This window comes from Enterobacter chuandaensis, assembly GCF_039718975.1.
GTDB classification, from domain to species: Bacteria; Pseudomonadota; Gammaproteobacteria; order Enterobacterales; family Enterobacteriaceae; genus Enterobacter; species Enterobacter chuandaensis.
This window is the reverse complement of record NZ_CP097173.1, coordinates 3,652,740-3,675,914: the sequence shown is the minus strand read 5'-3', so window position 1 is coordinate 3,675,914 and position 23,175 is coordinate 3,652,740. Positions and strand designations below refer to the sequence as shown.

The following is a 23,175-nucleotide window of genomic DNA, read 5'->3' as shown; positions in this document are numbered from 1 at the left end:
GTGTAGGTTTTTTTTGCGGAAGAAAAAGTGCTGGTTTACGTAAAGTGTTCCGGTTTTTTCCCGTCAATTACCGCTCATGTTCACTGACCGGCATCATCAGTTCGCGGAGACGCTCAATGCGCGCCTCCGGGCTCAGATAAAGCCAGCGAAATAAAATGTGCTCAGCATGCTTCGTTTGTCTGAAATAATGAGAAAGATATTTGAGTTCTGTATTAAAAGTCGCCATGATTTGTCTCCGGCTGATTAATTACTTAACAGACTAGTCCTGACGAGAATAATAAAACAGGGTGATGTTTTTCAGCTGTTCCGCATTTAAGTATTTATGAAAATAATAAATAAAGGATTGATAGCGATGATGTACCTGCTTTGTATTTATTTGATGAATAGAATGCGTAAAAAAAAGCCCCGGGACATCGGGGCAGTGGATAATAAAATCCAAAGGTTAAGTAAGCGTGGCCGTGCTGTAGGTCGGGTAAGCGAAGCGCCACCCGACAAAACGAGGGTTAAGCAGGTAACAATTTCAGCAGCGCGAAAGCCTCCTTCATCCGGTCCTCACTGACGACAAAGGCGCGTATCTGTCCCTCGTTGTCCGCGCCGCGCGCGACCATTCCCTGCGGTTCGAGGGTAATTTGCCAGTTCAGATCCTGACGTTGCGTTTCACCCGCAAGGTGCAGCGGTAATTCCGGCGTTTTGACCTTTACCAGCATGGCGGGTAATTTTAGCGGCGCGCTGCCGCCGAGCAGATTTTTTGCCAGATACATCGCGCTTAATTGTATCGGCTGCAGGAACGGAAGCACCTGACCGTTAATTTCCGCGCAGTCGCCCAGGGCATAAATATCCGGCTGCGTGGTTTGCAGGTAGCTATTTACTTTCACGCCACGACCTGTTTCGGCGCCTGCGCGATGCGCCAGCGCGGTTTCCGGGCGCAGGCCCGTTGCCGCGATAACCACATCCACCTCAATGCTGCGGCTACGGTCAAGCGATGCTCGAATGCCGCCTTCGGTTTTGCTCAGGCTTTGCAGCTGTGATTTCAACAGCAAATGCACGCCCATATCGGTCAGGCGATGCTGTAAGCGGCTGCTTACTTCTGCGGGCATCAGCGCCGACAGAATACTCGCCGCGTGGTCAACCAGGGTCACGGATTTCCCCGCGCGGCAGAAATCCATCGCCAGCTCGGTGCCGATCAGCCCGCCGCCGACGATCATTACGCGCTGTGCATCACGCAACAGCGTTTCGCTGGCCTGGTACTCCTGCTGGCTGTTAAGGGTGATCATCAGCTCGCGGCCCTCAACCGGCGGCACAAATGCAGAGGCACCCGTGGCCAGCACCAGCTTGTCGTACTGCCAGGTTTTCTCTTTCGCTCTCACCACGTGGGCGTCAGCATCGATGTCGGTGACCCAGGTGTACGGAAACAGAAGCAGGTTAAACTGCTCCGCGAACTCCCCCGCCGTCTGGCGGGTGAGGTCATCGGCGCGCTGATTCTGGCTAATGACGTGGCTTAAATCAGGCTTGTTGTACTCGTCCATGCTGTCGGCGGCGATCAGCGTCAGCGGCACGTTAGCGTCCTGCTTGCGAATGTTTTTCACCAGCTGGCGGGCGGCAAAGCCCGAGCCGATGATGACGATACCGTTGCTCATTTTGCCTCCGTCGCCAGTTCATCAAAGACGTCTTTGCCGAGGGAACATTCCGGGCAGAGGAAGTTGTCCGGCACCTCGCTCCACGGCGTGCCCGGGGCAACGTCCTGCAGCGGTTCGCCCAGCTCAGGATCGTAGATCCACTGGCAGACGCTGCACTGCATGCGCGGGCCGAGATCGGCGCTGGCTGCCGCGGAACAGGTTTGCGGCTGTTCCGCAGGTTTTGCGGTGACGTCAGGAAGCGGGGCGAGCGCCCACTGACGGGCGATGTCGCGGCCATGCTGGCGGCAGATCTCCAGCGCGTCGATATCCGGACGCCATTTTGCCTTCAGACTCAGGGACATCTCAAAACCTGCATCCTGTAAACGGGTGGAGAGACGGTCTACCGCGCCGCCGCTCCAGCCGTGGGAGCCAAAGGCGCTGGCGCGCTTGTTGCGAAAGCGCAGGCCGGTCATCTCTTCAACGAGGCCAGCAATTTTCGGCATCATCACGTTGTTCATGGTGGAAGTCCCCACCAGCACGCCCTTCGAGCGGAAGACGTTGGTCAATACCTCATTTTTATCGCTGCGCGCCACGTTGAAAATTTTCACCGCCACGTTCGGGTCCACTTCGTTGATGCCCTGGGCAATGGCGTCCGCCATCATGCGGGTGTTGTTGGACATGGTGTCGTAGAAAATAGTGATGCGGTCTTCCTGATAGTCCGCCGCCCACTTCAGGTACAGCTCGACGATCTGGGTCGGGTTCTCACGCCACACCACGCCGTGGGAGGTGGCAATCATATCCACCGGCAGGTTGAAGCCGAGGATCTCGGTGATTTTTGGCGTCACCAGGCGGCTGAACGGGGTCAGGATGTTGGCGTAGTAGCGCTGGCACTGTTCGAACAGCTCGGTCTGATCCACTTCATCGTTAAACAGGCGCTCGTCGCAGTAGTGCTGGCCGAAGGCGTCGTTGCTGAACAGCACTGCGTCGCCGGTCATGTAGGTCATCATGCTGTCCGGCCAGTGCAGCATGGGGGTTTCCACAAAGATCAGCTGCTTGCCGTTGCCGATATCCAGCGTGTCGCCGGTTTTCACGGTGTGGAAATTCCACTCCGGATGGTGGTGATGGCCGTTGATCGAGTCGATGGCGTTGGTGGTGCAGTAGATCGGGGTATCCGGAATGTGGGACATCAGCTCGGTCAGCGCCCCGGCGTGATCCTCTTCCGCGTGGTTGATGATGATGTAGTCGATGTCGTTCAGATCGATTTCGCTGCGCAGGTTCTGCACGAACTCGCGGCTGAACTTGTGATCGACGGTATCGATCAGCACGTTTTTTCCTTCGCGGATGAGATAGCTGTTGTAGCTGCTGCCGCGCAGCGTTTTATATTCCGTCCCGTGGAAATCGCGCACTTCCCAGTCACGTTGACCCACCCAATGAATGTTATTTTTAACCAGAATAGACATAGCAACCTCAGCGTAATACAGCGTTTTCAAATAAGATGGTTTTGCTTATATCAAGTTGCGTGCCAACTTTTTAAGTTATTAATATTCAATAGGTTGTGATTTAATGACTCGTAATGGGTAGTCATTATGACTACCTCAAAAAGAGTCAATATGACATTATGTATTGTCAAATTGACTGTGAGGCAGACATGAGCTTTTCCGTAGACGTGCTGGCGAAGATCGCCATTGAGCTGCAAACCGGTATCGGCCATCAGGACCGCTTTCAGCGGCTGATCTCCACGCTGCGCCACGTGCTTGAGTGCGATGCGTCCGCGCTGCTGCGCTACGAAGGACGGCAGTTTATTCCGCTGGCTATCGACGGGCTGGCGAAGGACGTGCTCGGACGGCGCTTTACCCTTGAAGGCCATCCGCGTCTGGAAACCATCGCCCGCGCGGGGGACGTGGTGCGCTTCCCGGCGGACAGCGACTTGCCCGACCCGTACGACGGGCTTATTCCGGGCCAGGAGAGCCTGAAGGTGCACGCCTGCATCGGTCTGCCGCTGTTTGCCGGGCAAAACCTGATTGGCGCGCTGACCCTCGACGGCATGTCGCCGGACCAGTTCGACACCTTCAGTGACGAAGAGCTGCGCCTGATTGCCGCCCTGGCCGCCGGGGCACTGAATAATGCGCTGCTGATTGAACAGCTGGAGAGCCAGAATATCCTTCCCGGCAGCCCGGCGGCGTTTGAGCAGGTGGCGCACACGGAGATGATCGGCCTTTCTCCCGGTATGGCGCAGCTTAAAAAAGAGATTGAGATTGTCGCCGCGTCCGATCTGAACGTGCTGATCTTCGGGGAAACCGGCACCGGTAAAGAGCTGGTGGCGAAATCGATTCATGAAGCTTCGCCGCGCGCGGTGAACCCGCTGGTGTACCTCAACTGCGCGGCGCTGCCGGAAAGCGTGGCGGAGAGCGAGCTGTTCGGTCACGTCAAAGGGGCGTTTACCGGGGCCATCAGCAACCGCAGCGGCAAGTTTGAAATGGCCGATAACGGCACGCTGTTTCTTGATGAGATTGGCGAGCTGTCGCTGTCGTTACAGGCCAAGCTGCTGCGCGTGCTGCAGTACGGCGACATCCAGCGCGTGGGGGATGACCGCAGCCTGCGCGTGGACGTGCGCGTGCTGGCGGCGACCAACCGGGATCTGCGCGAAGCGGTGCTGGCCGGGCAGTTCCGCGCCGACCTGTTCCACCGCCTGAGCGTGTTCCCGCTAACCGTGCCGCCGCTGCGCGAGCGCGGGGACGACGTGCTGCTGCTGGCGGGCTTTTTCTGCGAGCAGTGCCGCCTCAGAATGGGGCTTTCCCGCGTGGTCCTGAGCCCTGGAGCGAGGGCACACCTGCTCAGCTACGGCTGGCCGGGCAACGTGCGCGAGCTGGAACATGCGATCCACCGGGCGGTGGTGCTGGCGCGGGCGACGCGTTCGGGGGATGAAGTGGTGATTCATGCGCGGCATTTTGCGCTGCATGAGGAAAATGCCCCGACCGTGAAGGCTGCTGCGCCAGAGACCGTCAACGAGAACCTGCGCGAGGCGACGGAAACATTTCAGCGTCAGATGATTACCCGCGCGCTGGAGCAGAACAACCGCAGCTGGGCGGCATGCGCGCGGGCGCTGGAGATGGACGTCGCCAACCTGCACCGGCTGGCGAAGCGTCTTGGGCTGAAGGGTTAGATAATCCCGGCCTGGTAGAAGTCCTGCAGGTTGATGGCGCCGCACAGCCTGCCGTGCTCGTCCACCACCGGTGCGGCGGTGATTTTGCGCTTCATCAGCACCTCTTTGGCTTCAATGGCGCGGCTGTCGGCGTTGAGCGTCAGCCCGCCTTTGGTCATGGCGTCAGACACGTTTGTTTCCAGCCTGCCACCGCCCACCAGCCAGCGGCGCAGGTCGCCATCGGTGAACACGCCTTTAACGTTTCCGCCGTCATCGCACACCGCCACCAGACCCAGACCGGTGCGGCTCAGTTCCAGCATCGCGTCCATCACGCTGGTGTCGAGTTTAACTTGCGGAATGGCATCGTCGGTGCGCATCAGGTGGTGAACCTTGTTGAGCAGGCGTGCCCCGAGCGCCCCCGCCGGATGCGAGCGGGCGAAATCTTCTTCGTTAAAGCCGCGCGCCTGCATCACCGCCATTGCCAGCGCGTCGCCCATCATCAGGGTGTTAACGGTGCTGGAGGTGGGGGCGAGGTGCATCGGACAGGCTTCGCGCTCAACGGAAATGTCCAGCGTGGCTTTGGCGGCCAGCGCCAGCGGCGAGCGGGATTTGCCGGTCATCGCCAGCAGGGCGACCGATTTTTCCTGCAGGCGAGGGATGATGAGATCCAGCTCTTTGGCCGAACCGGAGTAGGAGATAAACAGCATCACGTCGCGGCTTTCAATCATCCCGAGATCGCCGTGGAGTGCCTCAGCAGGATGCACGAAGAACGCCGGGGTGCCGGTGCTGGCCAGCGTCGCGGCAATCTTTTTGCCGATATGGCCGGATTTACCGATGCCCGCCACGATCACTTTGCCTTCGCAGTGGATAATAGTGTTGGCGGCGCGGACAAAATCCTCGCCCAGACGTTCCGGCAGGCGGCTGGCTTCCTGCAGCTCCAGCATCAGCGTCTGGCGGCCCGTTTCTAACAGAAAATCACTCATTTCTCTCTCCGGTTACGATCACGTCGATGCCTTTCTCTTCCAGCGCTTTTTTGAACGCCGGATCGATACCCGCGTCGGTAATCAGCTTATCAACGCTTTCAAGGCTACAGACAATGTTGGGGCTTTTACGGCCAAATTTCGACGAGTCGGCCATTAAAATCACTTCCCGCGCGGCGTTGCACATTGCTTTACTGACGCTGAATACCTCGTTAAACGTCGTGACGCCTGCATTCAGGTCGATGCCGTCGGTGCCCATAAACAGTTTATCGAAGCTGAAGTGGTCGAAGGCGTTCTCCGCCAGCTGGCCGTGAAACGACGCCGATTTTTTGCGGAAGGTGCCGCCGGGCATCAGGATGGTCTGCTCGCTGTCGAACTCCGACAGGGCGTTGACAATGTGCAGGCTGTTGGTCATCACCGTGATGTTATTAAAGCGGCTGAGCAGCGGGATCATCTGCAGCACGGTGCTGCCTGCGTCGAGGATGATGGAATCGCCGTCCTGGATAAATTTGACGGCGGCTTCGGCAATCAGCGCTTTCTGGTGCGTATTAATCAGCGTTTTGTGATCGATAGGCGGGTCCGCTTCGTCTTTGTTGAGCACCACGCCGCCGTAGGTACGAATGACGGCGCCAGAGTTTTCGAGCAATACCAGATCCTTGCGTATTGTCGTGCCGGTGGTGTCAAAGTAGTGGGCCAGATCCTCTACCGAGCATTTTCCCTGTTTTTGCAGATGCTCGAGAATAGCCGCCTGCCGCTGACGTGGTTTCATAGGCGCTTCGTTCCTTAGGTTGCGAAATGATAATTTCGCAAGTCTATAACTTTCACAACGAAATTATCCATGTTTCAGATTAAGCGCTAATGATAGTGCATTCTGACAGAGTGAATCATGGGGAAAGATCACATCGGGCTGCAATTCCTGCAGCGGGATGCCGTTGATCGCCTGGATTTTGGCCGGTCGGGCAAATACCGTTACGCCGCGCATGATGAGGGAATCGCAAACCATATTGTTTTCATCCAGCGCAACAGCGACGACAACCCGCGGTTTAAAGCGTCCGCCGGAACGCCCGACGCCCACGCGGCCTTTCTGGCACAGGGCGTCAAACGCGCGGTTAAACTGGTGGATCTGCCAGCCGCCAAACGCCATCTGGCACAGCCAGGCGAGGGCGGCGACGGTGATGAGTACGGTGACCATATCGGCTCCTTAACTGCCGGGTGGCGGCTGCGCCTTACCCGGCCTACGGGGATTGTAGCCCCGGTAAGCGCAGCGCCACCGGGGAATGAACTCAGAACATCACCTGCCCACCGGTGACGTTAATCGACTGCCCGGTGCAGTAAGACGCTTTCGGACTGGCGTAAAACAGCAGCATGTTCAGCACGTCCTGATAATCACATCCGCGCTTGAGCGGCACTTTATCGATGTAGTACTGCTCCACTTCTTCAGCCTTGATGCCGAGCTTGGTGGCGTACTGCGGCAGCAGGGACTGGAACATCGGCGACTTCAGCAGGTTCCCCAGCATCAGCGAATGCACGGTAATCCCGTACTCGGCCAGATCCAGCGCCAGGGACTGCGTCAGGCCCACGCCGCCAAACTTCGCCGCGCTATAGCCGGAGTTATGTTTACTGCCCACTTTCCCGGATTTCGAATTGATCTGAATGATGCGCCCCTGAATGCCGTCGCGGATCATCAGGCGGGAAAACTCGCGGGCGCAGAGGAAATAGCCCACCAGATTCACCTGCAGCGAACGGTCAAAATCCCCCAGCTCGAAATCGCTGATAAAGGCCGCTTTCGCAATCCCCGCGCTGTAGACCAGCAGGTCGGTACGCCCAAAAATCTCGTCCACGCCGCGGGCCAGCGCCATCACGCTCTGCTCGCTGGTGGCGTCGGCACCAAACCCGTACGCCATCCCTTCACCAAACTCGGTGTTAATGGTGTCCGCCACGCGGGCGGCTTTCTCACTCTGAATGTCTACTACCGCCACGCGGTAACCCTCTGCGGCAAGCCCACGGCAGAGGAACTCGCCTAAGGTTTGTCCCCCACCAATGACAACGGCAACCTGACTCATGTGTTTCTCCTTAATTACGCAACAAATTTTAACGTGCAGCCTGGGGTGACAGCCTGCGGAACCGGGCCCGCCACGTGCACCGTGCCGGGATACTCGGCCTGCGGCTGGCCGTCGAAGCGCAGGGTGATGTGCCCCAGCTCGCGCAGGTTTTGCTCGGCCACGTCGCCGACGGCGGTCACGGCATAGCGCGCCTCGCCCAGCTCCAGCTGGCTTCCGGCCTTCAGCTCGCCGTTCAGCTCGCCGTGGCAGTGGATAAAACAAAACTCTTCGATATCCGCCGGAGCGCCTTCCCGAAAGGTGATCAGCATCTGGTCACTCAGCGCATCCGCCGCGCTTTGGCCGATGCGGGTAATGGTGGTCTGGTAAATAACGGTCATCACAGGAACCTCTTATTGATAAATAAAGCCGGAGACAAACCAGGCAATCAGCACCGTCGGCGCGCCCGTCAGGAAGCGGCTCACCAGCACGGACGGTACGCCCACGCGCACGGTGTCCTGGCGCGCTTCGGCCAGCGACAGCCCCACGGGGATGAAATCGCACGCCGCCTGGGCGTTAATGGCAAACAGGGCAGGCAGGGCGAGGTGCGGAGGAATATTCCCCAGACCAATCTGCACGCCTATCAGCACGCCGATGACCTGGGCAATCACCGCGCCCGGGCCGAGGAACGGCGACAGCAGCGGGAAGGAGCAGATCAGCGCCAGCGTCACCAGCCCGAGCGGGTGGCTGGCGAGCGGGGCGAGGCCGTGGGCAATCCAGTCGCCCAGGCCGGACGCCATGATGATGCCGATCAGCGCCGAGACGAATGCCATAAACGGCAGAATGGTTTTCAGCACCGTGTCGATGGTGTCGCGCCCGGACTGGAACAGCACCGCCACGGCGGATCCCATCCCCATCCCGACCTTCGCCAGCAGGCCGTCGCTCTGCTCGGTGATTTTCTTGCTGGTGTCGTACTCGCGCGGTGGGGCTTTTTGCGGCGCGGGTGTGCCATTCACCAGCGTGATGTTGTCCTCCTTCACGCCCGAGACATAAATATCCTCAAGGATGTACTGCGCCAGCGGGCCGGATTTTCCGGTGGAGTGAATATTCACCGTCGGAATGCGGCGCTTCGGATAGATGCCGCAGCGCAGCGTGCCGCCGCAGTCGATCACCGCCACGCCGATGTCCGTTTCCGGCGGCTCACCTTCTTTAAAGCCGTCGACCGCGTCCCAGCCGGTCAGCTCGCGCAGCTTGTCGACAATCGCCGGGCGCGTGCCCGCGGTGATGTAGACGATCTTTTTGCCTTCGGTGGCGTCAAACTCCAGCGGGCCGCCCCAGCCGCCCGTGCCTTTCTCAATGCGGATCCGGTTCATGCTGTCGCTCCTGAAAGATGGACTTTCTGTTCAAGCTGGATGCCCATTTTTTTCTCAAAAATGGCGGTGGTGAGGTCCGTCACCCAGCCGCGGAAGAAGTTGGTCACCAGACCAACCAGCAGGTAGCTCACCGCCAGCGGGCCGAGCGGCAGGCCAAGCGTGGTAAGGCCGCTGGCGATCCCGAGATAGACAAACAGCTCGCCGGGGTTGATGTGCGGGAACAGGCCGTTCATCGAATGGCAGCTGTAGGAGGCGGCGGCGTAGTAGCTCGGCTTGTACTTTTCCGGCATGAAGCGACCGAGGCTTAAGGTCATCGGGTTACAGAACACGAAGGTGCCGATGAACGGCAGTACCAGGTAGCGGGACAGCGGGTTACCGGCGCAGCGCTGGGCGAAGCGTTCAATGCGCTGCTGGCCGATAAAGTTGATCAGCGCGTTCATGATAACCAGCAGGCTGATCAGCAGGGGCAGGATCCCGGTCACCATACCGGTGAACACTTCTCCGCCTTTCTGAAACAGCCCGATGAACCACTCGGCGCCGTGGGTGATGGTTTCTATCATTCTTCTCTCCTGTGGGGCTTTTTTGTTTTTGTCTGACTGGGCTAATAATAATCATTTTGAAAGCTTTTAAAGTGTTAGTTAGATCTCACAATGAAAGAAAAATGGATTATTTTGAAAGTTAATTGACGGCGTGAATGGTTTTCGGGGGAAAAAAGCGCGGATTTGCGTGGGGGAGGTGCGTACCGCTTCCTTGAGGTGTTGCGGATGCTTTACCATACTGGGTTCTTATCGAACCCGTTAAATGGATGTCTCATGTTCAAGCGTCGTTATGCAGCGCTGTTGCCTGCGCTTATTCTGCTGTCTGCCTGTAGCAGCAAACCTAAGACCGAAGCCGTTCAGCAAACGGCGGGCGCGCCTTCCGGAGGATTCCTGCTGGAGCCGCAGCACAATATGATGCAGATGGGAGGCGACTTCGCGAATAACCCGGCGGCCGAGCAGTTCATCGATAAAATGGTGAGTAAACACGGTTTTGACCGCCAGCAGCTGCACGAAATTCTGTCTCAGGCTAAGCGTCTGGACTACGTGCTGCGCCTGATGGACAGGCAGGCGCCGTCCGCCCAGGTGCCGAGCGGGCCGAACGGCGCGTGGCTGCGCTACCGCAAACAGTTTATTACCCCGGACAACGTGCAAAACGGCGTGGTGTTCTGGAATCAGTATGAAGATGCGCTCAACCGCGCGTGGCAGGTCTACGGCGTACCGCCGGAAATCATCGTCGGGATTATTGGCGTGGAAACCCGCTGGGGCCGCGTGATGGGCAAAACCCGCATCCTCGACGCGCTGGCGACGCTCTCCTTTAACTATCCGCGCCGCGCGGAGTATTTCTCTTCCGAGCTGGAAACTTTCCTGCTGATGGCGCGCAACGAGCAGGACGATCCGCTCGATCTGAAAGGGTCATTTGCCGGCGCGATGGGCTACGGCCAGTTTATGCCGTCCTCCTATAAGCAGTATGCCGTCGACTTTAACGGGGACGGCCACATTAACCTGTGGGATCCGGTGGATGCCATCGGCAGCGTGGCGAACTACTTCAAAGCGCACGGCTGGACACCGGGTGGTCAGGTTGCCGTTCAGGCGAACGGCGAGGCGTTTGGTCTGGAAAACGGCTTCAAAACCAAATACAGCGTCGCACAGCTGACGGCGGCGGGCTTAACGCCAACCCAGCCGCTGGGCAATGTTGACCAGGTGAGCCTGCTGCGCCTGGACGTGGGAACCGGCTACCAGTACTGGTACGGCATGCCGAACTTCTATGCGATTACCCGCTATAACCACAGTACGCACTACGCGATGGCGGTGTGGCAGCTGGGGCTGGCGGTGTCTCAGGCGCGCGTTCCTGCGGCGTCACCGTTTAGTCAGTAAGTCGCCTTATTCCCCCCTCTCCCCGTGGGAGAGGGCACCCACCCGCACCTGTTTCCCGCAGAAACATTTCGCCACACACCCATTTCATTCCCGCCGTTTACATCTTCATCGTCTTTCATTATTGTTATGTTATAACATTAATTTCGAGTTGAGATGTCCATGTCCCTGTTTTCTCTCTCATCCCCGGTTCGGCTGCTGCTGGCGATGGTACTCATTCTGTTTCTCGGGCTGGCCGTGCGCTGGGCGGTGGCGTTGCCATGATCGTTATGAACGCACTGGTTGCGGGCTATGACCGCCAGCCCGTTACGCGCCCGCTTTCTGGCGTCATTGAACGCGGCAGCATGACCGCCATTGTGGGCGCTAACGGCTGCGGTAAATCTACGTTGCTGAAAACCCTCGCCGGGTTTATCCCGCCCGTGAGCGGCAGCTTCCGCTGGCAGGGAAAGCGCCCGGTAATCGGCTGGCTGGCACAGCGTCACGCGCTGGAAGCGCAATTTCCGCTGACCGTGCAGGACGTGGTGAGCATGGGCTGCTGGCCCGGAATTTCGCTTTTCGCCGGTTTCCGCCGCGAAGCGCGTCTGCGCATAAGTGGCGCACTTGAGCGCGTGGGGCTGGAGTCGATGGCGCTCTCCACCATCGATGAACTTTCCGGCGGCCAGTTTCAGCGCATGCTGTTTGCCCGCGTGTTAGTGCAGCAGGCCCCGCTGGTGATGCTGGATGAACCCTTTACCGGCGTTGATGAGGCCACCTGCAACGTGCTGATGGATTTGATGCTGGAGATGTATATGCAGGGGCAAACCCTGCTCGCGGTACTGCACGACAGCGAGCGCGTGGCGCGCCATTTCCCGCAGACGCTGCGGCTGGATGCTGACGTTCCCCAGTGGAAAACCGAGCGGGTGAGGGTGGCATGATCTGGCACACATTCTTCCAGCCGTTTATCGAATTCGGTTTTATGCGCCGCGCGCTGGTGGTTTGCCTGGCGCTCTCCGTTAGCACCACCGCGCTGGGCGTATTCCTTCAGCTGCGCCGGATGAGCCTGATGGGGGACGCGCTCTCACATGCCATCCTGCCGGGCGTCGCCGTGGGGTATTTGCTCAGCGGGATGTCGCTACTGGCGATGAGCCTCGGCGGCTTTATTGCCGGTATCGCCGTGGCGCTGGTGGCTGGGCTGGTCAGCCGCCGCACGCCGCTCAAAGAAGATGCCAGCTTTGCCGGGTTCTATCTTGGCTCGCTGGCGCTGGGCGTCACGCTGGTATCGCTGCGCGGCTCGAATGTCGATCTGCTGCACCTGCTGTTTGGCTCCATCCTTGCGGTGGATAACGACGCCGCGCTGTTCGTCACGGGCGTGTGTATCTTCACGCTGGCGACTCTGGCGCTCTTCTATCGCGGGCTGGTAACGGAGGCGTTTGATACCGCCTGGCTGCAGGTGAATGCCCGCTGGCTACCCGGCGTATTGCACGGCCTGTTTCTGGCGCTGCTGGTGCTTAACCTGGTGGCCGGGTTTCAGGTGCTCGGCACGCTGATGGCCGTCGGGCTGATGATGCTCCCGGCGGTGGCGGCGCGCTGCTGGGCGCGCACCTTGCCCGGCCTGCTGTTGATGGCAGGTATCAGCGGTGTTATCTGCGCGTGGCTCGGGCTAAGCCTCTCCTGGGCGGCGAGTTTACCGGCGGGGCCGTCCATCGTGCTGACCGCCAGCGCGCTGTTCTTTATTTCCATTTTATTCGGTACGCGCAGCAGGCTGGCAGGCAGCCTGCGGGCGCTTTTTTAACGCAAGGGGAAACGATGAAACGTACAGGATTAGTCATGGCGCTCGCGCTGGGGATGATGTCACACGGCGTGATGGCGAAAACGCTGAATGTGGTCACCAGCTTTTCCATACTGGGAGATATTACGCAGCAGGTTGGCGGTGACCGCGTGAAGGTGACGACGCTGGTGGGGCCGGACGGCGATCCGCATACCTTCGAACCGTCACCGAAGGACAGCGCGGCGCTGAATAAGGCTGATGTGGTGGTGGTAAACGGTCTGGGGCTGGAGGGCTGGCTTGACCGGCTGGTGAAGGCCTCCGGATTTAAAGGTCAACTGGTGGTGGCTTCGACCGGGGTGAAAACCCACACGCTGGAAGAGGACGGTAAAACCGTGACCGATCCGCACGCGTGGAACAGCGCGGCGAACGGCGCGCTGTATGCGCAAAATATTCTGGACGGTCTGGTGAAAGCCGATCCGGAAGACAAAGCGGCGCTGGAGGCTTCAGGAAAACCGTACATTACGCAACTGACTCAACTGGATAGCTGGGCCAAAACGCGCTTTAGCGCGATCCCGCAGGAAAAGCGCAAGGTGCTGACCAGCCATGACGCCTTCGGCTATTTCAGCCGCGCCTACGGGGTAACGTTTATGGCCCCGCAGGGGCTGTCGTCAGAGAGCGAGGCCAGCGCGGCGCAGGTGGCGGAGATTATCAATCAGATCAAAGCCGACGGCGTGAAAACGTGGTTTATGGAAAACCAGCTCGACCCGCGCCTGGTGAAGCAGATTGCGTCAGCGACGGGCGCACAGCCTGGGGGCGAACTTTACCCGGAAGCCCTGTCGGCAAAAGGTGGGGTCGCAGACACCTATGTTAAGGCGTTTCGTCATAATGTCGATACGCTTGCGAACAGCATGAAATAACCTGTCCACAGCCGGTGCGCCCGCATCGGCTTTTTTCTGAAGCCCCCTCGTAAAACCTGAAGCGCATCCCCATATTTGACGAGAAAGTGCTATCTTGTGCTGCACGTTTTTATGAAGCCTGGAGCGAGAATGACTGACCATGAAATGATGCAGCTTAGCGAGATCGTTGGTCTTGCACTGAAGCAGCGTGGCGCGACAATCACCACCGCGGAATCCTGCACCGGCGGCTGGGTGGCGAAAGTCATTACCGATATTGCCGGCAGTTCCGCCTGGTTTGAACGCGGTTTTGTGACCTACAGTAACGAAGCTAAAGCACAGATGATCGGCGTGCGTGAATCCACGCTTGAGCAGCATGGCGCGGTCAGCGAACCGGTGGTGATCGAAATGGCGATTGGCGCGCTGAAAGCGGCGCGGGCAGATTACGCTATTTCCATCAGCGGCATCGCGGGGCCGGACGGCGGCAGCGACGTGAAGCCTGTCGGCACCGTCTGGTTTGGTTTTGCCACCTCTAATGGTGAGGGGGTCACCCGCCGGGAGTGCTTCAGCGGCGACCGCGAAAGCGTGCGCCGTCAGGCTACCGTTTATGCGTTAAAAACGCTCTGGCAACAATTTCTACAAAATACTTGATACTGTATGACTATACAGTATAATTGCCTCAACAGAACAGAAGTCCATGGTGAAGCGCAGTTGCTTCTCCCGGCATGACAGGAGTAATAATGGCTATCGACGAAAACAAACAGAAAGCGTTGGCGGCAGCACTGGGCCAGATCGAAAAGCAATTCGGTAAAGGCTCCATCATGCGCCTGGGTGAAGACCGTTCCATGGATGTGGAAACTATCTCCACCGGTTCGCTTTCTCTGGATATCGCACTGGGCGCTGGCGGTTTGCCAATGGGCCGTATCGTAGAAATCTACGGGCCGGAATCCTCAGGTAAAACCACCCTGACCCTGCAGGTTGTTGCAGCGGCGCAGCGCGAAGGTAAAACCTGTGCGTTTATCGATGCCGAGCACGCGCTGGATCCGGTGTATGCCCGTAAGCTGGGTGTTGATATCGACAACCTGCTGTGTTCCCAGCCGGACACCGGCGAGCAGGCGCTGGAAATTTGTGACGCGCTGGCACGCTCCGGTGCGGTTGACGTGATCATCGTCGACTCCGTTGCGGCGCTGACGCCAAAAGCGGAAATCGAAGGTGAAATCGGTGACTCTCACATGGGCCTCGCGGCACGTATGATGAGCCAGGCGATGCGTAAGCTGGCCGGTAACCTGAAGCAGTCCAACACGCTGCTGATCTTCATCAACCAGATCCGTATGAAAATTGGTGTGATGTTCGGTAACCCGGAAACCACTACCGGTGGTAACGCGCTGAAATTCTACGCCTCTGTCCGTCTGGATATCCGCCGTATCGGCGCGGTAAAAGAGGGCGAGAACGTGGTCGGTAGCGAAACCCGCGTGAAGGTTGTGAAGAACAAAATCGCAGCACCGTTCAAACAGGCTGAATTCCAGATCCTCTACGGTGAAGGTATCAACTTCCTCGGCGAGCTGGTTGACCTGGGCGTGAAAGAGAAGCTGATTGAAAAAGCGGGCGCCTGGTACAGCTACAACGGTGACAAGATTGGTCAGGGTAAAGCGAATGCTATCTCCTGGCTGAAAGAGAACCCGGCTGCGGCGAAAGAGATTGAGAAGAAGGTGCGTGAGCTTCTGCTGAACAACCAGGACTCCAAACCTGATTTCGTGGTGGATGCCGCGGATGCTGAAGAAACCAACGAAGACTTTTAAGTCTCTCGTATAAAAATGAAGGGCTGCTGACGCGGCCCTTTTTGCATTTCTGATTCTGCAGGTTTTTTATGAGTGAACCGACATCACGCCGACCCGCCTACGCGCGCTTGCTGGACCGTGCGGTACGCATTCTCGCCGTGCGCGACCATAGCGAACAGGAGCTGCGGCGGAAGCTGTCAGCGCCCGTCATGGGCAAAAACGGACCAGAAGAGATTGATGCCACTGCGGAAGACTACGACCGTGTGGTGGCCTGGTGCTATGAGCATCATTACCTGGACGATGACCGCTTCGCCTTGCGTTTTCTCGCCAGCCGCGGCCGCAAAGGCTACGGCCCTGCGCGCATCCGCCAGGAGCTGAACCAGAAAGGGGTAGCCAGGGAATCCATCGAAAAAGCGATGCGCGAAAGCGACACTGACTGGTGCGAGCGGGCAAAAGAGCAGGCTATCCGTAAATACGGCGAACCGCTGCCGCGTGAATTTTCAGAAAAAGTTAAAATCCAGCGCTTTTTGCTCTACCGCGGCTTTCTGATGGAAGATATTCAGGATATCTGGCGTAATTTTGCCGATTGAACGCATGCGGGATTTTACTTCCCACCCAAGAAAACTTATCTTATTCCCACTTTTTCCAGTAGCTGGTCTGTCCAACGGTTTAGCGGTACAGGCTGGCTACGACATTTCGTTAGCTTGATTTCAGGATAATTATGAGCAAGAGCACCGCTGAGATCCGTCAGGCGTTTCTCGACTTTTTCCATAGTAAGGGACACCAGGTTGTTGCCAGCAGCTCCCTGGTACCGAACAACGACCCGACTTTACTGTTTACCAACGCCGGGATGAACCAGTTCAAGGATGTGTTCCTTGGTCTCGACAAGCGTAATTATTCCCGCGCTACAACCTCACAGCGTTGCGTGCGTGCGGGCGGTAAACACAACGACCTGGAAAACGTCGGTTACACCGCGCGCCACCACACCTTCTTCGAAATGCTGGGTAACTTCAGCTTCGGCGACTATTTCAAACACGATGCCATTCAATACGCGTGGGAACTGCTGACCGGTGAAAACTGGTTCAACCTGCCGAAAGAGCGTCTGTGGGTGACCGTCTACGAAACCGATGATGAAGCGTTTGAAATCTGGGAAAAAGAAGTGGGTATCCCGCGCGAGCGTATTATTCGCATCGGTGATAACAAAGGCGCGCCATACGCGTCTGACAACTTCTGGCAGATGGGTGACACCGGTCCTTGCGGTCCGTGCACCGAGATCTTCTACGATCACGGCGACCATATCTGGGGCGGCCCTCCAGGTAGCCCTGAAGAAGACGGCGATCGCTATATTGAGATCTGGAACATCGTCTTCATGCAGTTCAACCGTCAGGCTGATGGCACCATGGAGCCACTGCCGAAACCGTCCGTTGATACCGGTATGGGTCTGGAGCGTATCGCCGCAGTACTGCAGCACGTTAACTCCAACTACGAAATTGACCTGTTCAGCACCCTGATCAAAGCCGTTGCAGAAGTGACCGGCGCGACCGATCTGAACAACAAATCGCTGCGCGTTATCGCAGACCATATTCGTTCCTGTGCATTCCTGATTGCCGACGGCGTTATCCCGTCGAATGAAAACCGTGGCTACGTGCTGCGCCGTATCATTCGTCGTGCTATCCGTCATGGCAACATGCTGGGCGCGAAGGATACCTTCTTCTATAAACTTGTTGGGCCACTGATTGGCGTGATGGGTTCAGCCGGCGACGAACTGAAACGCCAGCAGGCGCAGGTTGAACAGGTTCTGAAAACCGAAGAAGAGCAGTTTGCGCGTACGCTGGAGCGCGGTCTGGCGCTGCTGGACGAAGAGCTGGCGAAGCTTAAGGGCGACACGCTGGATGGCGAAACCGCTTTCCGCCTGTACGACACCTACGGCTTCCCGGTTGACCTGACGGCGGACGTCTGCCGCGAGCGCAACATCAAAGTTGACGAAGCAGGCTTTGAAGCCGCGATGGAAGAGCAGCGTCGTCGTGCGCGTGAATCCAGCGGCTTCGGTGCAGACTACAATGCGATGATCCGCGTTGATAGCGCGTCTGAATTCAAAGGTTATGAAGCGCTGGAACTGACCGGCAAAGTCACCGCCCTGTTTGTTGACGGTAAAGCCGTAGACAGCATCAGCGCGGGTCAGGAAGCCGTCGTCATTCTGGACAAAACGCCATTCTATGCGGAATCCGGCGGTCAGGTTGGCGATAAAGGCGAACTGAAAGGCAACGGCTTTAGCTTCAGCGTAAGCGATACCCAGAAATACGGTCAGGCGATCGGTCACCAGGGCAAACTGGTTTCCGGTTCTCTGAAAGTGGGCGAAGGCGTACAGGCTAACGTTGATGAAGCCCGCCGCGCGCGCATTCGTCTGAACCACTCTGCAACCCACCTGATGCACGCAGCCCTGCGCGACGTGCTGGGCACCCACGTTGCACAGAAAGGTTCTCTGGTAAACGATAAAGTGCTGCGCTTCGACTTCTCGCATTTTGAAGCGATGAAGCCGTCTGAAATCCGCGCGGTGGAAGATCTGGTGAACGCGCAGATCCGTCGTAACCTGCCAATTGAGACCCATATCATGGATCTCGAGGACGCGAAGAAAAAAGGTGCGATGGCGCTGTTTGGCGAGAAATATGACGAGCGCGTACGCGTGCTGAGCATGGGCGACTTCTCTACCGAGCTGTGCGGTGGTACTCACGCCTCGCGCACCGGTGACATTGGCCTGTTCCGCATCGTTTCTGAATCCGGTACGGCTGCAGGCGTGCGTCGTATCGAAGCGGTGACCGGTGAAGGCGCAATCGCCAGCCTGCATGCGCAGAGCGACCAATTGCACGACATCGCGCAGTTGCTGAAAGGCGATAGCCAGAACCTGGGCGAGAAAGTGCGTGTTGCGCTGGATCGCACCCGTCAGCTGGAAAAAGAACTCCAGCAGATGAAAGAACAGGCTGCAGCGCAGGAGAGTGCGAACCTCTCCAGCAAAGCGGTAGACATTAAGGGCGTCAAACTGCTGGTCAGCGATCTGGCGGGCGTGGAGCCTAAGATGCTGCGTACTATGGTCGACGATCTCAAGAACCAGCTTGGTTCTACGGTTATCGTGCTGGCGACGGTGGCAGAAGGTAAGGTTTCTCTGATTGCGGGCGTCTCTAAGGATGTGACCGACCGCGTAAAAGCAGGGGAACTGATTGGTATGGTCGCCCAGCAGGTGGGCGGCAAGGGGGGCGGTCGTCCGGACATGGCGCAAGCCGGTGGTACGGATGCGGCGGCACTTCCGCAAGCTTTGGCCAGCGTTGAAAGCTGGGTGAGCGCGAAACTGTAATAACTACAAAGCACAAGCAGACGCCATAACGGTAACGTTATGGCGTCTTGCTCACTGCGCTATCGATAACGATAAAGTCAGGTTGAGTTTGTGTATATCGGCTAAACTTACGTTTAACAGAATGTGATGCCGTGACTGCTTACACATTACGTGTTTGTCATCGCTTACTTTTTGGCGTTATATGATGGATAATGCCGGGATACAAGAGACCCGACTCTTTTAATCTTTCAAGGAGCAAAGAATGCTGATTCTGACTCGTCGAGTTGGTGAGACCCTCATGATTGGGGATGAGGTCACCGTGACAGTTTTAGGGGTAAAGGGTAACCAGGTACGTATTGGTGTTAACGCTCCTAAAGAAGTATCTGTCCACCGTGAAGAGATCTACCAGCGTATCCAGGCTGAAAAATCCCAGCAGTCCAGTTACTGATATTGTCGCGTCTCGCTGTCGGGCGAGACGCAACCCTCCCGCTATTTTTCCTGCTCAACGTTACCGTTTAATTTCAAACGCTCTCTTTTTAACCACTCTGTTACCCTAAACTCGCCCTTACGCCGCCATTTCGGCAGATGTTTTCTGTGAAGATGCCTGCAAAATCCGCTTATAAAACACCCTCTTTGCGGCTTTTACATGCGAATTGCGTGCGATTTGTGCAAACGATAAAAGCTTTTGGAAAATTGTTTGACTTATAAGTCCCAGAAAGTAATATATGCGCCACGCAGCGACGAGAAGCTCTTAACGAGTGACTCGAAGCACTCGAAAGAGGCGTTGTGTGGTGAGGTGGCCGAGAGGCTGAAGGCGCTCCCCTGCTAAGGGAGTATGCGGTCAAAAGCTGCATCCGGGGTTCGAATCCCCGCCTCACCGCCATTTTGCATCCGTAGCTCAGCTGGATAGAGTACTCGGCTACGAACCGAGCGGTCGGAGGTTCGAATCCTCCCGGATGCACCATCTATTACTTCATATTGCTTTCGAAGTGATATGAATATCGAGCAGTACAGTAGTAAATCCCGATGCATCCGTAGCTCAGCTGGATAGAGTACTCGGCTACGAACCGAGCGGTCGGAGGTTCGAATCCTCCCGGATGCACCATTTACTATTTCTGAAAGCAGTTCCCTGATGCATCCGTAGCTCAGCTGGATAGAGTACTCGGCTACGAACCGAGCGGTCGGAGGTTCGAATCCTCCCGGATGCACCATATTCTCCGAGATAACAGCGATGTCGTTGTTTTAAGGTCTGCGAGTTAATCGCAAGCACCAGGGAGGATAACGTTGCTTTAGCAACGGCCCGAAGGGCGAGGCGCAGCCGAGTAATCCTCCCGGATGCACCATTTACTGTTTCTAAAAGCATTTCCCCGATGCATCCGTAGCTCAGCTGGATAGAGTACTCGGCTACGAACCGAGCGGTCGGAGGTTCGAATCCTCCCGGATGCACCATATTCTCCTGGATAACAGCGATGCTGTTGTTTTAAGGTCTGCGAGTTAATCGCAAGCACCAGGGAGGATAACGTTGCTTTAGCAACGGCCCGCAGGGCGAGGCGTAAGCCGAGTAATCCTCCCGGATGCACCATATTCTCCTTCTTTGTTTATTCCTTCGACGTTCCGTCAGCAATCACACTCTCAGTCAGCGACAAAAACCACCTTTTACGATAAAGTAATGCTTTGTTAATCGTTTAGCGAGAGCACGATGTACGCACAGTATGACGGTTTGATCTTCGACATGGATGGCACCATCCTGGATACTGAACCCACGCATCGTCAAGCCTGGACCGAGGTCCTGGGTCGCTACGGCATGCGTTTCGACCTTCAGGCGATGATTGCCCTCAACGGATCCCCTACCTGGCGTATTGCGCAGGCCGTAATTGAACTGAATCAGGCCGATCTCGACCCGCACCAGCTCGCGCGTGAAAAAACCGACGCGGTGAAAGCCATACTGTTAGACACCGTGCAGCCTTTACCGCTCATTGACGTCGTCAAAGAGTGGCACGGGCGTCGTCCTATGTCTGTCGGGACGGGCAGCGAGAGCGCGATAGCGGAAGCGTTGCTCAACCATCTTGGCCTGCGCCACTATTTTTCTGCCGTGGTGGCCGCCGATCATGTTAAAAATCACAAGCCCGCACCGGACACCTTCCTGCTCTGCGCAGAATTAATGGGCGTCCCGGCAGCAAAATGCGTCGTGTTTGAAGACGCCGACTTCGGCATTCAGGCCGCACGTGATGCCGGAATGGCGGCGGTGGATGTGCGCTTACTGTGAGTGACGCACTGTCACTTGCCTCATTATTCGCCAGCAGTTTTTTAAGCGCCACGCTGTTACCGGGAAATTCGGAAGTGGTGCTGGTGGCGATGCTGTTGTCCGGCGTGAGTCAGCCCTGGCTACTGGTATTAATAGCAACAATGGGTAATAGCCTTGGAGGGCTGACTAACGTTATTCTTGGGCGTTTCTTTCCGCTGCGTGAAAAATCGCGCTGGCAGGAAAAGGCAGTCGGCTGGCTAAAACGCTATGGCGCTGCCACGCTGTTATTAAGCTGGATGCCTGTAATAGGCGATTTACTGTGTCTGCTGGCGGGATGGATGCGCATCTCCTGGGGACCGGTGCTCTTTTTTTTGTGCCTTGGCAAGGCGTTGCGCTATGTTCTCGTGGCGTGGGCAACACTACAGGGTATGACGTGGTGGCACTAATTGGTGGAATGAATACGCGACCTTCAATCGTCAACCATTACAATTATGCTGAGTAACATTACTTTGACAGGCGGGAGGTCAATTTGATCCCGGACGTATCTCAGGCGCTGGCCTGGCTGGAAAACCACCCTCAGGCTCTGAAGGGTATTCAGCGTGGTCTCGAGCGTGAAACGCTGCGCGTTAACGCGGACGGTAGCTTAGCGACGACGGGTCACCCGAAGGCGTTAGGCTCGGCGCTGACACATAAATGGATCACAACCGATTTCGCTGAAGCGCTGCTGGAGTTCATCACGCCGGTGGACGGCGATATTGATCATATGCTGACGATTATGCGCGACATCCATCGCTACACCGCGCGCAATCTCGGCGATGAGCGTATGTGGCCGCTCAGCATGCCGTGTTATATCGAGCAGGGCCAGGAGATTGAGCTGGCGCAGTACGGCACGTCAAACATTGGCCGGCTGAAAACGCTCTATCGCGAAGGTCTGAAAAATCGCTACGGCGCACTGATGCAGACGATCTCTGGCGTGCACTACAATTTCTCTTTGCCGATGGCGTTCTGGCAGGCGAAAGGGGGAGATACGGATAAAGAAGCGATCTCCGCGGGATACTTCCGTTTGATCCGCAACTATTACCGTTTCGGCTGGGTGATTCCGTACCTGTTTGGCGCGTCTCCGGCAATCTGCTCATCGTTCCTGCAGGGGAAACCGACCACGCTGCCGTTCGAAAAAACCGAGTGCGGAATGTACTATCTCCCGTATGCGACCTCTCTGCGCATGAGCGATCTGGGCTATACCAATAAATCGCAAAGCAATCTCGGTATTACGTTTAACGAATTGCACGAATATGTGGCAGGATTGAAGCGGGCGATCAAAACCCCGTCGGAAGAGTACGAGAAAATCGGCCTCGAAAAAGACGGCAAGCGCCTGCAAATCAACAGCAATGTGCTGCAGATTGAAAATGAGCTGTATGCGCCAATTCGTCCGAAGCGCGTGACGCGCAGCGGTGAAACGCCGTCGGATGCGCTGCAGCGCGGCGGCATTGAATATATTGAAGTACGCTCGCTGGATATCAACCCGTTCTCGCCGATTGGCGTTGACGAGCAGCAGGTGCGCTTCCTGGATCTGTTTATGGTCTGGTGCGCGCTGGCGGATGCGCCGGAAATGAGCTCAGACGAACTGCTCTGTACGCGCACCAACTGGAACCGCGTGATCCTGGAAGGGCGCAAGCCTGGCCTGACGTTAGGTATTGGTTGTGAAACGGCGCAGTTCCCGCTGGCCAAGGTGGGTAAAGATCTGTTCCACGACCTGAAGCGTGTTGCCCGGACAATGGACAGCATCGACGGCGGTGACGCATACCAACAGATTTGCGACCAGCTGGTGGAATGCTTCGATAACCCGGAACTGACGTTCTCAGCGCGTATTCTGCGTTCCATGATCGAGCAGGGGATTGGCGGTACGGGGCGTTCACTCTCAGCGGAGTACCGTGAGATGCTGATGCATGAGCCGTTAGCGATCCTGAGCGAGGCGGATTTTATCGCGGAACGCGAGGCGTCCGTGGTGCGTCAGAAAGAGGTTGAAGCGGCGGATACAGAGTCGTTTGAGGCGTTTCTGGCGAAGCAGTCTTAAGCAGAAAAGAAAAAGGCCACATCGCTGTGGCCAAAATATACATCTCTGAA

At 57.1% G+C, this 23,175-nt stretch carries 23 protein-coding genes and 5 tRNA genes; 18 read left to right on the top strand and 10 right to left on the bottom strand.

The window, feature by feature from the left end; translation table 11 throughout:
- Positions 1-67: 67 nt before the first annotated feature.
- The 3 genes from MX657_RS17695 to norV all read right to left on the bottom strand — a co-directional run bounded on the left by MX657_RS17695 (position 68) and on the right by norV (position 3,076).
- On the bottom strand, positions 68-226 hold the full coding sequence (locus MX657_RS17695) for a hypothetical protein (protein ID WP_165853346.1): 159 nt from the start codon (positions 224-226) through the stop codon (positions 68-70).
- Between the two features lie 277 nt (positions 227-503).
- Positions 504-1,637 carry an NADH:flavorubredoxin reductase NorW gene (gene norW, locus MX657_RS17690; RefSeq protein WP_346806259.1) on the bottom strand — a complete coding sequence of 378 codons (1,134 nt, stop codon included), beginning with the start codon at positions 1,635-1,637 and terminating at the stop codon, positions 504-506.
- Entirely contained in the window at positions 1,634-3,076 is a 1,443-nt protein-coding gene (gene norV / locus MX657_RS17685) for an anaerobic nitric oxide reductase flavorubredoxin (RefSeq protein ID WP_080330266.1), read from the bottom strand. The genes norW and norV overlap by 4 nt, the downstream gene beginning before the upstream one ends.
- 188 nt (positions 3,077-3,264) lie before the next feature.
- Between norV and norR the strand changes: the two genes are divergently transcribed.
- Positions 3,265-4,779 (top strand): nitric oxide reductase transcriptional regulator NorR, encoded by a 1,515-nt coding sequence (gene norR, locus MX657_RS17680; protein WP_346806258.1) that lies wholly within the window; start codon positions 3,265-3,267, stop codon positions 4,777-4,779.
- Here the strand turns inward: norR and gutQ are convergent.
- The 7 genes from gutQ to srlA all read right to left on the bottom strand — a co-directional run bounded on the left by gutQ (position 4,776) and on the right by srlA (position 9,710).
- On the bottom strand, positions 4,776-5,741 hold the full coding sequence (gene gutQ / locus MX657_RS17675) for an arabinose-5-phosphate isomerase GutQ (protein ID WP_080330176.1): 966 nt from the start codon (positions 5,739-5,741) through the stop codon (positions 4,776-4,778). The two genes, norR and gutQ, sit on opposite strands and share 4 nt — an antisense overlap.
- Positions 5,734-6,507 (bottom strand): glucitol operon DNA-binding transcriptional repressor SrlR, encoded by a 774-nt coding sequence (gene srlR / locus MX657_RS17670; protein ID WP_080330177.1) that lies wholly within the window; start codon positions 6,505-6,507, stop codon positions 5,734-5,736. The genes gutQ and srlR overlap by 8 nt, the downstream gene beginning before the upstream one ends.
- Positions 6,508-6,570: 63 nt before the next feature.
- Positions 6,571-6,930, bottom strand: a complete 360-nt coding sequence (gutM, locus tag MX657_RS17665) for a transcriptional regulator GutM (protein ID WP_252002373.1) — start codon at positions 6,928-6,930, stop codon at positions 6,571-6,573.
- Positions 6,931-7,021: 91 nt separating this feature from the next.
- Positions 7,022-7,801 carry a sorbitol-6-phosphate dehydrogenase gene (gene srlD, locus MX657_RS17660; protein WP_023294411.1) on the bottom strand — a complete coding sequence of 260 codons (780 nt, stop codon included), beginning with the start codon at positions 7,799-7,801 and terminating at the stop codon, positions 7,022-7,024.
- A gap of 14 nt (positions 7,802-7,815) precedes the next feature.
- Positions 7,816-8,178, bottom strand: a complete 363-nt coding sequence (gene srlB / locus MX657_RS17655) for a PTS glucitol/sorbitol transporter subunit IIA (protein ID WP_008499554.1) — start codon at positions 8,176-8,178, stop codon at positions 7,816-7,818.
- 12 nt (positions 8,179-8,190) lie between these two features.
- A complete protein-coding gene (gene srlE / locus MX657_RS17650) occupies positions 8,191-9,150 on the bottom strand; it encodes a PTS glucitol/sorbitol transporter subunit IIB (protein ID WP_080330179.1) in 960 nt (319 codons plus the stop codon).
- The gene (srlA, locus tag MX657_RS17645; RefSeq protein WP_023333189.1) at positions 9,147-9,710 is read right to left on the bottom strand and encodes a PTS glucitol/sorbitol transporter subunit IIC; all 564 of its coding nucleotides are present in this window, start codon (positions 9,708-9,710) and stop codon (positions 9,147-9,149) included. The genes srlE and srlA overlap by 4 nt, the downstream gene beginning before the upstream one ends.
- A 252-nt stretch (positions 9,711-9,962) precedes the next feature.
- Here srlA and mltB point away from each other — a divergent pair, with 252 nt between their 5' ends.
- The 17 genes from mltB to gshA all read left to right on the top strand — a co-directional run bounded on the left by mltB (position 9,963) and on the right by gshA (position 23,125).
- A complete protein-coding gene (gene mltB, locus MX657_RS17640; protein WP_176212974.1) occupies positions 9,963-11,063 on the top strand; it encodes a lytic murein transglycosylase B in 1,101 nt (366 codons plus the stop codon).
- Between the two features lie 257 nt (positions 11,064-11,320).
- Positions 11,321-11,974, top strand: a complete 654-nt coding sequence (locus MX657_RS17635; protein WP_119916189.1) for a metal ABC transporter ATP-binding protein — start codon at positions 11,321-11,323, stop codon at positions 11,972-11,974.
- Positions 11,971-12,831, top strand: coding sequence for a metal ABC transporter permease (locus MX657_RS17630; protein ID WP_217480502.1), 861 nt, complete (start codon positions 11,971-11,973; stop codon positions 12,829-12,831). Before MX657_RS17635 ends, MX657_RS17630 begins: the two co-directional genes overlap by 4 nt.
- Positions 12,832-12,845: 14 nt before the next feature.
- Positions 12,846-13,724 carry a metal ABC transporter substrate-binding protein gene (locus MX657_RS17625; RefSeq protein ID WP_346806257.1) on the top strand — a complete coding sequence of 293 codons (879 nt, stop codon included), beginning with the start codon at positions 12,846-12,848 and terminating at the stop codon, positions 13,722-13,724.
- Positions 13,725-13,853: 129 nt separating this feature from the next.
- A complete protein-coding gene (gene pncC / locus MX657_RS17620; RefSeq protein ID WP_346806256.1) occupies positions 13,854-14,351 on the top strand; it encodes a nicotinamide-nucleotide amidase in 498 nt (165 codons plus the stop codon).
- Positions 14,352-14,440: 89 nt separating this feature from the next.
- On the top strand, positions 14,441-15,499 hold the full coding sequence (recA, locus tag MX657_RS17615; protein ID WP_028014189.1) for a recombinase RecA: 1,059 nt from the start codon (positions 14,441-14,443) through the stop codon (positions 15,497-15,499).
- Positions 15,500-15,567: 68 nt separating this feature from the next.
- Positions 15,568-16,068, top strand: coding sequence for a recombination regulator RecX (gene recX, locus MX657_RS17610; RefSeq protein ID WP_346806255.1), 501 nt, complete (start codon positions 15,568-15,570; stop codon positions 16,066-16,068).
- A 131-nt stretch (positions 16,069-16,199) separates the two neighbouring features.
- Complete coding sequence (gene alaS, locus MX657_RS17605) at positions 16,200-18,827, top strand: alanine--tRNA ligase (RefSeq protein WP_080330186.1); 2,628 nt, start codon at positions 16,200-16,202, stop codon at positions 18,825-18,827.
- A 241-nt stretch (positions 18,828-19,068) separates the two neighbouring features.
- On the top strand, positions 19,069-19,254 hold the full coding sequence (csrA, locus tag MX657_RS17600) for a carbon storage regulator CsrA (RefSeq protein ID WP_000906486.1): 186 nt from the start codon (positions 19,069-19,071) through the stop codon (positions 19,252-19,254).
- A 342-nt stretch (positions 19,255-19,596) separates the two neighbouring features.
- Positions 19,597-19,689: transfer RNA gene (locus MX657_RS17595), tRNA-Ser, on the top strand.
- 4 nt (positions 19,690-19,693) lie between these two features.
- Positions 19,694-19,770, top strand: a tRNA-Arg gene (locus MX657_RS17590).
- A 64-nt stretch (positions 19,771-19,834) separates the two neighbouring features.
- A tRNA-Arg gene (locus MX657_RS17585) sits at positions 19,835-19,911 on the top strand.
- 29 nt (positions 19,912-19,940) lie between these two features.
- Positions 19,941-20,017 (top strand) — tRNA-Arg (locus MX657_RS17580).
- A 161-nt stretch (positions 20,018-20,178) separates the two neighbouring features.
- Positions 20,179-20,255 (top strand) — tRNA-Arg (locus MX657_RS17575).
- 250 nt (positions 20,256-20,505) lie between these two features.
- Positions 20,506-21,072: a fructose-1-phosphate/6-phosphogluconate phosphatase gene (gene yqaB / locus MX657_RS17570; protein WP_080330187.1), complete on the top strand. Its 567-nt coding sequence runs from the start codon at positions 20,506-20,508 to the stop codon at positions 21,070-21,072.
- Positions 21,069-21,497 (top strand): YqaA family protein, encoded by a 429-nt coding sequence (locus tag MX657_RS17565; protein WP_008499541.1) that lies wholly within the window; start codon positions 21,069-21,071, stop codon positions 21,495-21,497. The genes yqaB and MX657_RS17565 overlap by 4 nt, the downstream gene beginning before the upstream one ends.
- Before the next feature lie 83 nt (positions 21,498-21,580).
- Entirely contained in the window at positions 21,581-23,125 is a 1,545-nt protein-coding gene (gene gshA / locus MX657_RS17560; RefSeq protein ID WP_333017063.1) for a glutamate--cysteine ligase, read from the top strand.
- Positions 23,126-23,175 lie beyond the last annotated feature (50 nt).

Bases quoted from the DNA above. Each gene is read 5' to 3' on its own strand.
- csrA (WP_000906486.1), top strand. From the start codon at position 19,069: ATGCTGATTCTGACTCGTCGAGTTGGTGAGACCCTCATGATTGGGGAT.
- norR (WP_346806258.1), top strand. From the start codon at position 3,265: ATGAGCTTTTCCGTAGACGTGCTGGCGAAGATCGCCATTGAGCTGCAA.
- MX657_RS17625 (WP_346806257.1), top strand. From the start codon at position 12,846: ATGAAACGTACAGGATTAGTCATGGCGCTCGCGCTGGGGATGATGTCA.
- MX657_RS17635 (WP_119916189.1), top strand. From the start codon at position 11,321: ATGATCGTTATGAACGCACTGGTTGCGGGCTATGACCGCCAGCCCGTT.
- MX657_RS17695 (WP_165853346.1), bottom strand. From the start codon at position 226: ATGGCGACTTTTAATACAGAACTCAAATATCTTTCTCATTATTTCAGA.
- gutQ (WP_080330176.1), bottom strand. From the start codon at position 5,741: ATGAGTGATTTTCTGTTAGAAACGGGCCGCCAGACGCTGATGCTGGAG.
- recA (WP_028014189.1), top strand. From the start codon at position 14,441: ATGGCTATCGACGAAAACAAACAGAAAGCGTTGGCGGCAGCACTGGGC.
- srlR (WP_080330177.1), bottom strand. From the start codon at position 6,507: ATGAAACCACGTCAGCGGCAGGCGGCTATTCTCGAGCATCTGCAAAAA.
- mltB (WP_176212974.1), top strand. From the start codon at position 9,963: ATGTTCAAGCGTCGTTATGCAGCGCTGTTGCCTGCGCTTATTCTGCTG.
- norV (WP_080330266.1), bottom strand. From the start codon at position 3,076: ATGTCTATTCTGGTTAAAAATAACATTCATTGGGTGGGTCAACGTGAC.
- gutM (WP_252002373.1), bottom strand. From the start codon at position 6,930: ATGGTCACCGTACTCATCACCGTCGCCGCCCTCGCCTGGCTGTGCCAG.
- MX657_RS17630 (WP_217480502.1), top strand. From the start codon at position 11,971: ATGATCTGGCACACATTCTTCCAGCCGTTTATCGAATTCGGTTTTATG.
- srlB (WP_008499554.1), bottom strand. From the start codon at position 8,178: ATGACCGTTATTTACCAGACCACCATTACCCGCATCGGCCAAAGCGCG.
- norW (WP_346806259.1), bottom strand. From the start codon at position 1,637: ATGAGCAACGGTATCGTCATCATCGGCTCGGGCTTTGCCGCCCGCCAG.
- srlA (WP_023333189.1), bottom strand. From the start codon at position 9,710: ATGATAGAAACCATCACCCACGGCGCCGAGTGGTTCATCGGGCTGTTT.
- alaS (WP_080330186.1), top strand. From the start codon at position 16,200: ATGAGCAAGAGCACCGCTGAGATCCGTCAGGCGTTTCTCGACTTTTTC.
- yqaB (WP_080330187.1), top strand. From the start codon at position 20,506: ATGTACGCACAGTATGACGGTTTGATCTTCGACATGGATGGCACCATC.
- srlD (WP_023294411.1), bottom strand. From the start codon at position 7,801: ATGAGTCAGGTTGCCGTTGTCATTGGTGGGGGACAAACCTTAGGCGAG.
- srlE (WP_080330179.1), bottom strand. From the start codon at position 9,150: ATGAACCGGATCCGCATTGAGAAAGGCACGGGCGGCTGGGGCGGCCCG.
- pncC (WP_346806256.1), top strand. From the start codon at position 13,854: ATGACTGACCATGAAATGATGCAGCTTAGCGAGATCGTTGGTCTTGCA.
- recX (WP_346806255.1), top strand. From the start codon at position 15,568: ATGAGTGAACCGACATCACGCCGACCCGCCTACGCGCGCTTGCTGGAC.